The organism is Mesorhizobium sangaii (genome assembly GCF_014207355.1).
In the GTDB taxonomy this organism is placed as follows: Bacteria; Pseudomonadota; Alphaproteobacteria; order Rhizobiales; family Rhizobiaceae; genus Mesorhizobium; species Mesorhizobium sangaii.
Window position 1 is genome coordinate 316,894 of record NZ_JACHEF010000007.1, and the last position, 13,570, is coordinate 330,463.

Sequence of the window (13,570 nt, forward strand, 5' to 3'; positions counted from 1 at the left end):
TTTTCTGCGCCCTCGCCGTCGATTTCGCGCGCTTGCGGGTTGCATCGTCGACACCCCTTCAACCATATTGCAAACAGGCGGCGGCTTCGGGCGGCGCACATCCGACATCTCTGGTTTGAAAGGCGCTCCATAAACAATGCCGCATGACACGCCCCTTATTGCCACCATCGTTGCCGGTCTGGGGCTGGCTTTCGTCTTCGGCGCTCTCGCCAACCGCTTCCGCATTCCGCCGCTGGTCGGCTATCTCGTAGCCGGCGTGCTGGTCGGGCCGAACACGCCCGGCTTCGTCGCCGATGCCGGCCTTGCCAATGAGCTCGCCGAAATCGGCGTCATCCTGCTGATGTTCGGCGTCGGCCTGCACTTCTCGCTGAAGGATTTGCTGTCGGTGCGCGCCATCGCCGTGCCCGGCGCCATCGTCCAGATCGGCTTTGCCACCGCACTCGGCGCCGGGCTGTCCTGGATGCTCGGCTGGTCGATGGGCGCGGGGCTGGTTTTTGGCCTAGCGCTGTCGGTCGCCTCGACCGTGGTGCTGCTCCGCGCCTTGCAGGAGCGGCGGATGATCGAGACCGAGCGCGGCCGCATCGCCGTCGGCTGGCTGATCGTCGAGGACTTGGCCATGGTGCTGGCGTTGGTGCTGCTGCCGGCCCTTGCCGGCGTGCTCGGCGGCCAGGAGCAGGCGGACACCCATGTGAGCGGGATGCTGTCGCTGCCCGCAGGCTATGGCATCTGGGGCGTCGTCGGCATCACGCTGGCCAAGGTAGCCGCCTTCGTCGTCGTCATGCTGGTCGTCGGCCGCCGGGTCATCCCCTGGATCCTCCACTATGTCGCGCACACCGGCTCGCGCGAACTGTTCCGGCTCGCCGTGCTGGCCATTGCGCTTGGCGTCGCCTTCGGCGCGGCCAAGCTGTTCGGGGTTTCGCTGGCGCTGGGCGCCTTCTTTGCCGGCATGATCATGAGCGAGTCCGAGCTCAGCCATCGCGCCGCCGAGGAATCGCTGCCGCTGCGCGATGCCTTTTCCGTGCTGTTCTTCGTCTCGGTCGGCATGCTGTTCGACCCGTTCAGCCTGATCAGCAATGGCTGGCCGATCCTGGCGACGCTCGCCATCATAGTCATCGGCAAATCGCTGGCGGCATTCGTCATCGTCATTGCCTTCGGCTATCCGCTGGCCACGGCGCTGATGATTTCGGCAAGCCTTGCCCAGATCGGCGAATTTTCCTTCATCCTGGCTGAACTCGGTGTCGGGCTGAAACTATTGCCCGAACAGGGCCGCGACCTGATCCTGGCCGGCGCCATCCTGTCGATCGTCCTCAACCCGCTGATGTTCCTCGCCATCGACTGGATGAAACCATGGCTTGAAGCCCGCGCCGCCAAGACGGCGCCATCAGTCGAGGCAAAGCCGCTCGGTCCGGCGACGGAACCCGGCCAGGTGGCCTCGGTTGCGGCGACGACCAACAGGGAAGACGGGCCGCGGCCCAGGACAATTCTCGCCAACCACGCCATCCTGATCGGCTATGGCCGTGTCGGCAGCCTTGTCGGCGCGGCGCTGAAAGAGGCCGCCCTGCCCTTCCTCGTCATCGAGGATGCCGACAAGACACTGGCCAGGCTGAAGGCCGACGGCATCGAGACCGTGTCCGGCAATGCGGCCAATGCCGAAGTGTTCGCCGCCGCCAATCCCGAAGGCGCCAGGCGGCTGATCCTGGCCATCCCCAATGCCTTCGAGGCCGGCCAGATCGTGCTGCGGGCGCGGGCCGCCAACCCTGGCATCAACGTCATCGCCCGCGCCCATTCCGACGCCGAGGTCGAGCATCTCAAGGGGCTCGGCGCAGACACGGTGATCATGGGCGAGCGCGAGATTGCGCGCGGTATCGTCGAAGAGGTGCTTGGGCATAAGCCGCCCGAGGCCTCTGAACCGTCCGCGGCCTGAGCCGATCCACAATGATCACTGTTCGCCTTTGGCCGATGGCCGGCGACAGATTGCACAGCCGATCTCAACCGTCCGCCCTCAATCGAATTGATCAGGCAGCGAATGCCGACCCGCCATTCAGCGCGACGCTGCTGAGATACTGTGCGGGCGGCTTGCCCAGCGCCTTCTTGAACATGGTGATGAAGGCTGTGACGGACTCATAGCCGAGATCTGCCGAAACCTGCTGCACGCTCGCGCCCGAGGCCAGTTCCCGTATCGCGACGATCAAATGCAGTTGCTGACGCCAGCGTCCGAAGCTCAGGCCTGTCTCTCTAACCACCAGGCGTGCCAGGCTGCTTTCGCTGAGAGCGACACGCCGGGCCCATTCTGCCAGATTGCTGCGGTCGGCGGGATTCTCGGCCAAGGCATCGACAATCCGCCTCAAGCGCGGCTCCGACGATATCGGCATATGCAGCTGCTGGACAGGCATGCGCGGCAGCTCGCTGAGCAGAACCGTGGTCAGCACGGCCTTCCGTGAGTCGTCGTCCTGCCCGTGATCGGCCAGTTCGACGATCAGTTCGCGCAGCAGCGGCGAGATCGACAGCGTGCAGCACCGGTCCGGCAGATCGGCGGCTCCCGGCTCGACGTACACGAAGAAAATCCGGGCGTTGGCGGTGGCGATATTGCTGTGCTCCATACTGCCGGGAATCCACACCCCGCAATGCGGCGGCACCATCCACAGGCCGCTGGGGACGCGGCAGGTGACGCCACCACCGAGCGCGAAGACGAGCTGGCCTTTGCGGTGCCAATGCGAGGGGACCTCAGCCCTGGTCTCGGTGACGTCAACGCGCACGGCAATCGCCGGCTCGGAAAGCGCATCGACATCGAAATCGAGCCAGGGGTAGCGGAGGGGTTGTCTCATGGTTGACTGTTTTTAGCGATCAATTGCGTTGATATCAAAATTATTCAAGAAGGAAAGTCGATAGGTTCCGGCTTGTGAATGAGCACGTCTGGGGCGCGGTGCAGGGATAGCAGCCGCCCTAAGGCCATGCGTCCACCATGCAGAAATGAGGTATGAACTATGCTCGCCCTGGTCATTTCTCCCGATAGCGCAACTGGGTTGATGCTCGCGGAGCTCGACGAGCCTCGGCCGGCCTCCAATGAGGCGCTTGTCTCGGTCCACGCAACCTCGTTGAACCGTGGTGAACTGCGCCTGCTCGCCATCCGGTCGAACGGCTGGATACCCGGCCAGGACATCGTCGGGGTTGTCGAGCGGGCAGCAGCCGATGGCTCCGGGCCAGCCGTGGGCGCCCGGGTTGCGGCTTTGGTCGACCAGGCCGGCTGGGCCGAACGTGTCGCCGTTTCAACCAACCGTCTCGCCGTCCTGCCGGATGACGTTAGCTTCGTCTCCGCCGCCACGCTTCCGGTCGCGGGCACGACGGCGCTCAGGACCTTGCGCCATGGCGGTAGCCTGGCCGGCCAGCAGGTCCTGATCACCGGTGGAAGCGGTGCAGTCGGTCGTTTCCAGATCCAGATCGCCCGCGAGCAAGGCGCTTCGGTGACAGCGGTCGCCGCCTCCCGACACCACGAGGATCTCCGCCGCCTGGGAGCCGGACGGGTTGTCGAGTCGATCGAGCTGGCAGAGGGGCCGTTTTCGCTGATCACCGAATCAGTCGGCGGCGAAAGCCTCGCACACGCGATCGAACGCGTCGCACCTGGCGGAACCATCGTCATGTTCGGCTCGAGCAGCGGCGAACTCACGCCCATTGGATTTCGCCAATTCGTTCCGGGTCACGAGGGAGCGAGGCTGCAGACTTTCGCCTACTACGCGTCTGGCTCAGGCATTGGCGCGGATATCGCCTCGCTGCTCGCCATGGTCGCGGCGGGCCGGCTCGAAACACGCGTGGTCTTGACCGTGCCATGGACAGACGTCGCCCAAGCCCTCGACGCACTGCGACAGCGCCGCATCAGCGGCAAGGCTGTTCTCACCATAACCGGATGAGCAGGCCTAGCCTTGAGTCGGCCGCTCACACGTGCTGGCCGCCATTGATGTGGATTTCGGAGCCGGTCACGTAGGACGCCTGCTGCGAGCACAGGAAGAAGATGATGTCGGCGACCTCCGCCGTGGTGCCGAGCCTTCTCAGCGGTATCGTCTCGACGATCTTGTCTGTCCCCGGCGACAGGATCGCGGTGTCGATCTCGCCCGGCGCGATGGCGTTGACGCGAATGCCATACGGGCCGAAATCATGCGCCATCTCGCGCGTGAGCGAGCCGAGAGCCGCCTTCGATGTCGCATAGGCGGTGCCGGCGAACGGATGCACGCGCGTGCCGGCGATCGAAGTGACGTTGACGATCGAGCCCTTGGCCGCCGCCAATTCCTTGAACAGGCCACGCGCCAGCATGATCGGCGCGAAGAAATTGACCTGGAACACGTCGCGCCAGACATGCATCGGCGTGTCGATCGAGTCCATCCGGCTGTTGCCGTCCTTGAGCTTCGGCGAGATGCCGGCATTGTTGACCAGCGCGTGCAACTGGCCGCCATGCGCTTCCAGCCGGTGGCGGATTTCCGAGACGGCGATGCCGACATCTTCCTGGTCGGCGAGATCGACCTTGATGTGGTCTTCAGGGCCGGCCGGCCACGGGCAATCCTCGGCAAAGGCCTGGCGCGAACAGGTGATGACGCGCCAGCCCTCGCGCGAAAAGCGCTTGACCGTGGCGTGGCCGATGCCGCGGCTGGCGCCGGTCAGCACGATGGTTTTTCGGGTGTCGAGTTCAGCCATGTCAGGTCTCCGGACCGGAGATGTAGCCGAACCCTGTCGTGGATGCGAGAGGCGAGTTGCCGCTCAGCCGCCGCCGAGAATGTCGAGGATCGAGGTCTGCTTCTTCTTCAGCGGACCGCCGACATTGCCTGGCGGCACCGGATGCTTGATCGATGCGGTGGCGCCCTCGTCCTCCGGCATGGCAAGGCCATCGGCATCGACGGTCTGGGCAGGACGCGCCGCGCGCACTGGCGCTGGCGGCGGCGCCACCGGCGCAGCAGCCTGCGTGGCCGGCGCCTGCTGGCCAACGGATGCGGGCGGAACCGGCGCCGGCTGGCTGTTGTTTGCCGAAGGTATCTCGTCGGGCACGACGGTGTCGGCGGGGGTCGACTTCCAGGTGCCGGGCAGCGGCCGCACCGGCACGCCCTCATGCGCGGCGACCATGAACTCGTGCCAGGCCTGCGCCGGCAGCGCGCCGCCTGTGACCTTCTTCATCGGGCTGCCGTCGTCATTGCCGAACCAGACGCCGGTGGTGAGATTGGCGGTGTAGCCGACGAACCAGGCGTCGCGCGAATTCTGGCTGGTGCCGGTCTTGCCGGCCGACGGCCAGGCGAAGGCCGCTTTCCTGGCGGTGCCGGTCTCGACCGTGCCTGTCATCATCGAATTCATCATGCCGACGATCTCCGGCTTGACGACGCGCGGCGCGCTGCCGCCGCCGCTGTCGTAAAGCACCTTGCCGTCGGTGGTCGTCACGCGGCGGATGAAATGGATGTCGGGCTTGTAGCCGCCATTGGCGAACGGCACGTAGGCCGATGTCAGTTCCAGCGGCGTCACCTCCGAGGTGCCGAGCGCGATCGAGGTGTTGGACTGCAGCTCGGACTGGATCCCCATGCGGTGTGCCGCCTCGACGACGGCGTTCGGCCCGACCTCCATGGTCAGCTGGGCAGCGACCGAATTCAGAGACTTCGCCAGTGCGGTGGCCAGCGTCACCTTGCCGAAATACTTGCCGCCGTAATTGTCGGGCGTCCAGTTGCCGATCTTGATCGGCGCATCGTTACGCACGCTGTCGGGCGTGCGGCCGGCCTCAAGGGCGGCCATGTAGACAAACGGCTTGAATGCCGAACCCGGCTGGCGGCGTGCTTCCGAGGCGCGATCGAACTGGCTGGTCGAATAATCGTAGCCACCGACCATGGCGCGCACGGCGCCGGAATCGTCGATCGACACCAGGGCGCCCTGGGTGACGTTGAGCTTCTTGCCGCTGTCGTCGATCAGCTTGCGGATCGACTGTTCGGCGAGTTTCTGCAGCGTCAGGTCGACGGTGCTGTCAACGATGATGTCACCGCGCACGTCGCCGATCAGGTCAGGCAGTTCTTCCATGATCGTGTCGGCGACGTAATTCTCCGAGCCGGTCCAGTACGAAGGCGCGCGCGTCGCTGGCGCACTCATCGCGGAAGTCAGCTCCTTGGCGCTGATCTTGCCCTCGTCGCGCATGGCGGCAAGCACGAGTTGCGAGCGCTCCTCGGCGGCCTTCGGATCGCGCGCCGGCGACAGCCGCGACGGCGCCTTCAACAGGCCTGCAAGCAATGCGGCTTCCGACAGGGTGACGTCACGCGCACTCTTGCCGAAATACCGGCGCGAGGCCGCTTCGACACCATAGGCGCCGGAACCGAAATAGACCCGGTTGAGGTACATTTCGAGGATCTGGTCCTTGGTGTGCTTGTGCTCGAGCCACAGCGCCAGCAGCACTTCCTGCACCTTGCGCTCCAGCGTGCGGTCGGGTGTCAGGAACAGGTTCTTGGCCAATTGCTGGGTCAGCGTCGAACCGCCCTGCGAGAAATGCCCGCCAAGCAGATTGGTCACCATCGCGCGCGACAGCCCGATCGGATCAATGCCGAAATGCGAGTAGAAGCGGCGATCCTCGATGGCGATGACGGCCTCGGGGATATAGGGCGACATTTCGTGCAGACCGACGGCCTCGCCGCCACTCATGCCGCGATTGGCCAGCAGTTGGTTGTCGACTGAGACGATCTTGATGTTGGGGGCGCGGTCTGGGATCGACCAGGTTGTGGCCGCCGGCATCTTGGCGCCGTAATAGATGACGATGCCGGCCGCCGCGATGCCGCCCCATATGGCGAGCACGAAGCACCAGTAGAACAGCCGGCCAAGCACGCCGAACAGGCCGCGCCGGCTTCTGCCGCGCCCACCGCGCGACGATTTCCCCTTGGCCGGCTTGCGTTTTGCGGAGGCTTTGCGGTTGCTCGGCACGACGCGATCCTCCTCGTTCACCGAAAGACCCGCCGGGGATCTCGCCTGCGGCGGTCCCTCGAAACTGGGTTCGATGCGACTGTCTCTGCGGTTCGCCATGCGCTGTGCTTGATATCCCCGATGCCTATGGCGTTCGGGTTGAAGAGTAGATGCGGCGATTTAAGGGCGGGTTAAGTCGGGAAAAATCGAAGCAATGTGGATTCAATTGCTTGCTGATCGGTCGGAACGGCATATCGACGCCGCCCGTTTGCGCAACAAGGCGGCGGCGGTCAGCGCCTGTCCGGCGCCGTCAATTCTGCTGGATCGAGATGCCCTTGTCGTCGATCTTGAGCTCGACGCCCTTCGGTTTGGACTGCTCGCGATAGACATAGATGCCGAGTGCGATGACCACCACGACGAGCGCGCCAATGACGAGATAGAGCGTATTCTGTTTCATGGCGCGCTCTTTCGGTTGTCGAGCGTCAAGCTCGTTTCAGGACCTTGACCAGCACCAGCAGAATGATGGCGCCGATCGTGGCATGGATGATGGAGGCGAGAACGCCGCCGCCGATGGAGAAGCCGATCCGCGGGAACAGCCAGCCGGCAATGAACGCGCCGACGATGCCGACGATGATGTTGCCGATCAGGCCGAAGCCGAAGCCGGACACGATGAGGCCGGCAAGCCAGCCGGCGATGGCACCAATGATGATGAAGACGAGCAGGCTTTCGACACCCATGACCATTCCTCCGAGCAAGAGGGCGAGCGCGGAGCGGAAAGCTCCGAATCGGCCTCGATATCAACGACTTCAGGGTATTCGAAAGCAGCCAGCCTCGCCAGCGGCGCGCTCATTGGTCGTCATCATCGCTCGCGGCAGGCCGCCAACTGGTCGGCTCGACCTTCTTTTGCGTATGACTGTCGATGTAGACCCACCAGCCGTCGTCGCGATATTGCGCAATGGATTCGTTGATGACGCCGTCGCTGTCCTTCCAGGTGACGGAGACCTTTGAACCGTCGGTCGGCGCGGTCGCTATCGGCTTTCTATCCGCCATGTCATTGCCCCTTTTGCACCGACCAGACAAGCCGACAGAACGCGGCGGCGTGCATCCGGTTCCAAACAGGTCGCCGGCAGCAGAGTCTCGCCAGGATCATCAGCTATGGGCGAAGATATCCTCTTCGTCCCAGCCCATGAGGTCGAGTTTGGCACGCGTCGGCAGGAAGCGGAAGCAGGCATCGGCCTCCTTGGTCCGCCCGTCTCGCGCCAGCCGCCCGGCCAGGACATCGCGCAAACGGTGCAAGTAGAGCACATCGGAAGCGGCGTATTCGAGCTGTTCGGGCGACAGCGTCTCGGCCGCCCAGTCCGACGATTGCTGCGCCTTGGACAGGCCGACGCCGAGAAGCTCGAAGCAGATGTCCTTCAGCCCGTGCCGGTCGGTGTAGGTGCGGGTCAGTCGAGAGGCGATCTTGGTGCAGAACACCGGCTCGGGCATCACCCCGAACGCATTGTAAAGCACGGCAAGGTCGAAGCGGCCGTAGTGGAACAACTTGGTCACGCCGCGATTTCTCAGCAGGCTGACGAGGTTCGGCGCCTTCTTCTGGCCCGGCGCGATCTGGATCACGTCGGCCGTGCCGTCGCCCGGCGAGATCTGCACCACGCACAGCCGGTCGCGATGCGGGTTGAGCCCCAGCGTCTCGGTGTCGATGGCCACCGCCCCGACATTGTAGTGCGAAAGGTCGGGCAGGTCACTTTTGTGGAAACGGATGTCGGCCATTGTCTTCTCCGGTCGAGCCTGCGGTATCCCTTGAAGCGCAAGGGGTGCCGCAGCGCTTTTATCTCGTGGCCCGTCCTCGCCGCGATCCGCTGAAAAATCAACAGGAAAACTGGGTTTTCGCCGCCTCAGCGCGTCAACGCCTCCAGAATCCGCGCCCACGAGCGCTGACCCTTGTGGAAGGAGTTGAGCTCGTATTTCTCGTTGGGCGAGTGGATGCGGTCGTCGTCGAGGCCGAAGCCGACCAGCAGCGATTCCATGCCGAGATAGGTCTGGAAATCGCCAACGACGGGGATCGAGCCGCCGCCGCCCGTCGTCACCGCCGGCTTCGGCCATTCGTCGGACAGCGCGTTCTTGGCCTTGGCCAGGAACGGCGAGTCGTAGGAAAGCTGGATTGCCGGCGAGCCGCCATGCGGGTGGAAGTCAACCGAACAGTCGGCCGGAATGCGCTCCTTGACGAATTTCTGGAACGCGGCGCGGATCTTGGCCGGGTCTTGCTTGTGGACCAGCCGGAACGAGACCTTTGCCGAGGCTTCCGCCGCGATCACCGTCTTGAAGCCCTTGCCGGTGTAGCCGCCGATGATGCCGTTGAACTCGGCCGTCGGCCGCGCCCAGGTCAATTCCAGCACCGAGCGGCCCTTCTCACCCGACAGGATCGACAGGCCGACCGGCCCGAGGAACGTCTCGGCCGTCTCGCCCAGCGTCTCCCATGATTTCAGGATCTGCGACGGCGTTTCCTCGACGCCGTCATAGAAGCCCGGAATGGTGATGTGGCCGTCCTTGTCATGGATATCGCCCAAAACCTTGGCCAGGATGCGGATCGGGTTGGCGGCGGCGCCGCCATAGAGGCCCGAATGCAGGTCGCGATCGGCGGCCTTCACCGTGATCTCCTCACCGACCATTCCGCGCAGCCCGACGCAGATGGACGGCGTGTCGCGGTCCCACATGCCGGTATCGCAGACCAGCGCGAAATCGGCCTTGAGCTCGTCGGCATTGGCCTCGAGGAACGGTTTCAGCGACGGTGAGCCGGATTCCTCCTCGCCTTCGAACAGGATGGTGACGCGGCACGGCAAATTGCCATGCACCTGCTTCCAGGCGCGGCAAGCCTCGACGAAGGTCATCAGTTGGCCCTTGTCGTCGGCCGAACCACGCCCGGTGATCACCTTGTGGCCGGGCTCGGTTTCCTTGACCGCGGGCGAAAACGGATCGCTGTCCCACAATTCGATCGGATCGACCGGCTGCACATCGTAGTGGCCGTAGAACAGAACGTGCGGCGAACCGGCTGGTCCATCATGATGCGCAACGACCATCGGGTGTCCGGGCGTGTCGCGCACCCTGGCGTCGAAACCGATCAACTTGAGCTCCGCCACCAGCCATTCCGCCGCCTTGCGGCAGTCGGCGGCATGGGCCGGATCGGTGGAGATCGACTTGATCCTGAGCAGGCCGAACAGGCGCTCAAGGCTCTGGTCGAGATTCTTGTCGAGGCGATCGAGAACGGGAGAAACTGCGGACATGTGTAAGCCTTTCGATTCAGTGCCGGGACCGTAAAGGCAGAGCGGACAAACGAAAAGCCCGGGACGATTGGACCAAGGCGCGCAATGCCTCTCGAACGACAAAAAAAGACCGCCGTGGTGGAGGGGGAACCACGGCGGTCTTCTACTCGAAACGATGCGGCAGCCCGGAGAGGGGGGATAGGCTGCCGCAGGTGTCCGGGATAGGCGGGGGACGGGCCTTGCTCCGGACTTCGGCGAAAACTGCCGATGATGTTTATTTGGGTCTTTGATCGTGGCGATTCAAGGGCATGAAAATTACACTTTTGTAACATGGGCGTGAGCAGGCCGGCCCGCGGCCATTCTGTCAGGGTGTTGCCGGAACCGGTGGGTGCCGGTGCCTTTGGCATGGACCGCAGCACCGAGCCGCGCTATCCCTGCCGACATGAAAAAAGGCGATCATCTCTTCCTTATCGACGGCTCCGGCTACATCTTCCGTGCCTATCACGCACTCCCGCCGCTGACCCGCAAATCCGACGGCCTGCCGGTCGGCGCCGTTTCCGGCTTCTGCAACATGCTGTGGAAGCTGATGCTGGATGCCCGCAACACCGATGTAGGCATTGTGCCGACGCATTTCGCCGTTATCTTCGATTATTCCTCGAAAACCTTCCGCAACGATCTCTACCCCGAATACAAGGCCAACCGCTCGGCGCCGCCGGAAGACCTGATCCCGCAATTCGGCCTGATCCGCCAGGCGACCAGGGCGTTCAACCTGCCTTGCATCGAGATCGAAGGCTACGAGGCCGACGACCTGATCGCCACCTATGCCAGGCTGGCCTGCGAAGCGGGCGGCGACACCACCATCATCTCCTCCGACAAGGACCTGATGCAACTGGTCGGCGCCACGGTCGGCATGTACGACCCGATGAAGGACCGCCAGATCGGCATTCCGGAAGTCATCGAGAAATGGGGCGTGCCGCCGGAAAAGATGGTCGACCTGCAGGCGCTGACGGGTGACTCCGTCGACAATGTGCCCGGTGTGCCCGGCATCGGGCCGAAGACGGCGGCACAGTTGCTGGAGCAGTTCGGCGACCTCGACGGGCTGCTAGCCCGCGCCGGCGAGATCAAGCAGGACAAAAGGCGGGAATCGATCATCGCCAACGCCGACAAGGCGCGCATTTCACGCCAGCTGGTGACGCTGAAGAACGACGTTCCGGTGGCAGAGGGGCTGGACGACTTTATCCTGCACGCGCCGGACGGACCGAAGCTGATCGGCTTCCTCAAGACGATGGAATTCACCTCGCTGACCCGCCGCGTGGCGGAGGCGACCGGCACCGAGGCCGGTGACGTCCAGGCCGTCGCGGTGACCGTTGAGCGAGCTGACGCCGCGCATGGCCCCGATGTCGGCGCGGGAGCTTCCAGCGCTGTCCGACCTGCCAGGGCCGGCGAAGAAGGCGCGGCAAACCAGGTGCCGGGCGCCGAGAAACCCATCAGCGGCGACACCCCTTCCCTGCTCGCCGCGCTGCGGTTGGAGAGCGCCGCCACCCGCAAGATCGATACGTCAGCCTATCACTGCATTCGCGATGTCGCGACCTTGAAAGCCTGGGTCGCCGAGGCAACCGAGACCGGCCTTGCCGCTTTCGATGTCCGGGCAACGTCGGCCGATCCGATGCAGGCCGAGTTGATCGGCATGTCCATCGCCACGGCCCCCGGCCGCGCCGCCTACATTCCCTTTGCCCACAGAAGCGGCAACGGTGATCTGCTCGGGGGCGGCGCGGTCGAAAACCAGATCCAGTTTCCCGAGGCGCTGGCCGTGCTGAAACCGCTGCTGGAGGACAGGTCGGTTCTCAAGATCGCGCAGAACCTGAAATACGATCTGGTCATCATGAGCCGCTTCGGCATCGATGTCGCGCCTTTCGACGACACCATGCTGATCTCCTATGTGCTCGATGCCGGCACTCCTCATGGTCACGGCATGGACTCACTTGCCGAGAAATGGCTTGGCCACACCCCTCTCCAGCTAAAGGACGTTACCGGCTCCGGCAAAAGCTCCGTCGGTTTCGATCAGGTCGACATCGACAGAGCGACCGCTCATGCTGCCGAAGACGCCGATGTGACGCTGCGGCTCTGGCTGGTGCTGAAGCCGCGGCTTGCCGCCAAGGGGCTCGTGTCGGTCTATGAGCGGCTGGAGCGGCCGCTGGTGCCGGTGCTGGCGCGCATGGAACAGCGAGGCATCTCGGTCGACCGGCAGATCCTGTCGCGGCTCTCGGGCGAACTGGCGCAGGGCGCCGCCAGGCTCGAAGAGGAAATCTACCAACTCATCGGCGAGCGCATCAACATCGGTTCGCCAAAACAGCTTGGCGACATCTTGTTCGGCCGCATGGGCCTGCCCGGCGGTTCGAAGACCAAGACCGGGCAATGGTCGACCTCGGCGCAGCTTCTCGAAGACCTCGCCGCCGAAGGCCATGAATTGCCGCGCAAGATCGTCGACTGGCGCCAGCTGACCAAGCTGAAATCGACCTACACCGATGCGCTGCCGGGCTTCATCCACCCGGACACCAAGCGCGTCCACACCTCCTACGCACTGGCGGCGACAACGACGGGCCGGCTGTCGTCATCCGATCCGAATCTGCAGAACATCCCGGTGCGCACCGCCGAAGGCCGCAAGATCAGGACCGCCTTCATCGCCGACAGGGGCAACCGGCTGGTCTCGGCCGACTACAGCCAGATCGAGTTGCGGGTGCTCGCCCATGTCGCCGAGATCCCGCAATTGCGACAGGCCTTCGCCGACGGCGCCGACATCCACGCCATCACCGCATCGGAAATGTTCAATGTGCCGGTAGAGGGAATGCCTTCGGAAGTCCGCCGTCGCGCCAAGGCGATCAATTTCGGCATCATCTATGGCATTTCCGCCTTCGGCCTCGCCAATCAGCTGTCGATCCCGCGCGAGGAAGCGAGCAACTACATCAAGAAGTATTTCGAGCGCTTCCCGGGCATCCGCGACTACATCGAGGAAACCAAGGCCTATGCCCGCGAGCACGGCTTCGTCGAAACGATCTTCGGCCGCCGCATCCACTATCCTGATATTCGATCCTCCAATCCTTCGGTCCGCGCGTTCAACGAGCGCGCCTCGATCAATGCGCGCCTGCAAGGCACCGCCGCCGACATCATCCGCCGCGCCATGGTGCGCATGGACGAGGCGCTGGAGAAGGCGAAGCTGTCGGCCCGCATGCTGCTGCAGGTGCATGACGAGCTGATCTTCGAGACGGTCGAGGCGGAAGTCGAGGCAACGATCCCCGTTGTGCGTCACATCATGGAAAGCGCGGCGATGCCGGCGGTGTCGATGTCGGTGCCGCTGCATGTCGACGCCCGTGCCGCCAACAACTGGGACGAGGCCCATTGAAGTG

General features: G+C 64.2%; 11 protein-coding genes. 3 read left to right on the forward strand and 8 right to left on the reverse strand.

Annotated elements, in window-relative coordinates:
* Window positions 1-136 precede the first annotated feature (136 nt).
* Window positions 137-1,924: a YbaL family putative K(+) efflux transporter gene (ybaL, locus tag HNQ71_RS29195; RefSeq protein ID WP_184876962.1), complete on the forward strand. Its 1,788-nt coding sequence runs from the start codon at window positions 137-139 to the stop codon at window positions 1,922-1,924.
* Window positions 1,925-2,015: 91 nt separating this feature from the next.
* On the opposite strand, the gene HNQ71_RS29200 is transcribed toward ybaL, so the two are convergent.
* Complete coding sequence (locus tag HNQ71_RS29200; RefSeq protein WP_184876964.1) at window positions 2,016-2,825, reverse strand: AraC family transcriptional regulator; 810 nt, start codon at window positions 2,823-2,825, stop codon at window positions 2,016-2,018.
* Between the two features lie 159 nt (window positions 2,826-2,984).
* On the opposite strand from HNQ71_RS29200, the gene HNQ71_RS29205 reads away from it, so the two are divergent.
* Complete coding sequence (locus HNQ71_RS29205; RefSeq protein ID WP_184876966.1) at window positions 2,985-3,905, forward strand: zinc-binding dehydrogenase; 921 nt, start codon at window positions 2,985-2,987, stop codon at window positions 3,903-3,905.
* Window positions 3,906-3,930: 25 nt separating this feature from the next.
* Here HNQ71_RS29205 and HNQ71_RS29210 read toward each other — a convergent pair whose 3' ends face one another.
* The 7 genes from HNQ71_RS29210 to HNQ71_RS29240 all read right to left on the reverse strand — a co-directional run bounded on the left by HNQ71_RS29210 (window position 3,931) and on the right by HNQ71_RS29240 (window position 10,187).
* Window positions 3,931-4,683, reverse strand: a complete 753-nt coding sequence (locus HNQ71_RS29210; protein WP_184876968.1) for an SDR family NAD(P)-dependent oxidoreductase — start codon at window positions 4,681-4,683, stop codon at window positions 3,931-3,933.
* Window positions 4,684-4,746: 63 nt separating this feature from the next.
* The gene (locus HNQ71_RS29215; protein ID WP_184876970.1) at window positions 4,747-7,026 is read right to left on the reverse strand and encodes a transglycosylase domain-containing protein; all 2,280 of its coding nucleotides are present in this window, start codon (window positions 7,024-7,026) and stop codon (window positions 4,747-4,749) included.
* A gap of 190 nt (window positions 7,027-7,216) precedes the next feature.
* Window positions 7,217-7,363 carry a hypothetical protein gene (locus tag HNQ71_RS29220; RefSeq protein ID WP_184876972.1) on the reverse strand — a complete coding sequence of 49 codons (147 nt, stop codon included), beginning with the start codon at window positions 7,361-7,363 and terminating at the stop codon, window positions 7,217-7,219.
* A 25-nt stretch (window positions 7,364-7,388) separates the two neighbouring features.
* On the reverse strand, window positions 7,389-7,643 hold the full coding sequence (locus tag HNQ71_RS29225; protein WP_184876974.1) for a GlsB/YeaQ/YmgE family stress response membrane protein: 255 nt from the start codon (window positions 7,641-7,643) through the stop codon (window positions 7,389-7,391).
* A 109-nt stretch (window positions 7,644-7,752) separates the two neighbouring features.
* Window positions 7,753-7,956 carry a hypothetical protein gene (locus HNQ71_RS29230; protein WP_013529550.1) on the reverse strand — a complete coding sequence of 68 codons (204 nt, stop codon included), beginning with the start codon at window positions 7,954-7,956 and terminating at the stop codon, window positions 7,753-7,755.
* A 99-nt stretch (window positions 7,957-8,055) separates the two neighbouring features.
* On the reverse strand, window positions 8,056-8,676 hold the full coding sequence (locus HNQ71_RS29235) for a ribonuclease D (RefSeq protein ID WP_184876976.1): 621 nt from the start codon (window positions 8,674-8,676) through the stop codon (window positions 8,056-8,058).
* A 125-nt stretch (window positions 8,677-8,801) separates the two neighbouring features.
* Window positions 8,802-10,187: a dipeptidase gene (locus tag HNQ71_RS29240; RefSeq protein WP_184876978.1), complete on the reverse strand. Its 1,386-nt coding sequence runs from the start codon at window positions 10,185-10,187 to the stop codon at window positions 8,802-8,804.
* A gap of 421 nt (window positions 10,188-10,608) precedes the next feature.
* Between HNQ71_RS29240 and polA the strand changes: the two genes are divergently transcribed.
* Window positions 10,609-13,566: a DNA polymerase I gene (gene polA / locus HNQ71_RS29245; protein ID WP_184877138.1), complete on the forward strand. Its 2,958-nt coding sequence runs from the start codon at window positions 10,609-10,611 to the stop codon at window positions 13,564-13,566.
* The last annotated feature ends 4 nt before the right edge of the window (window positions 13,567-13,570 follow it).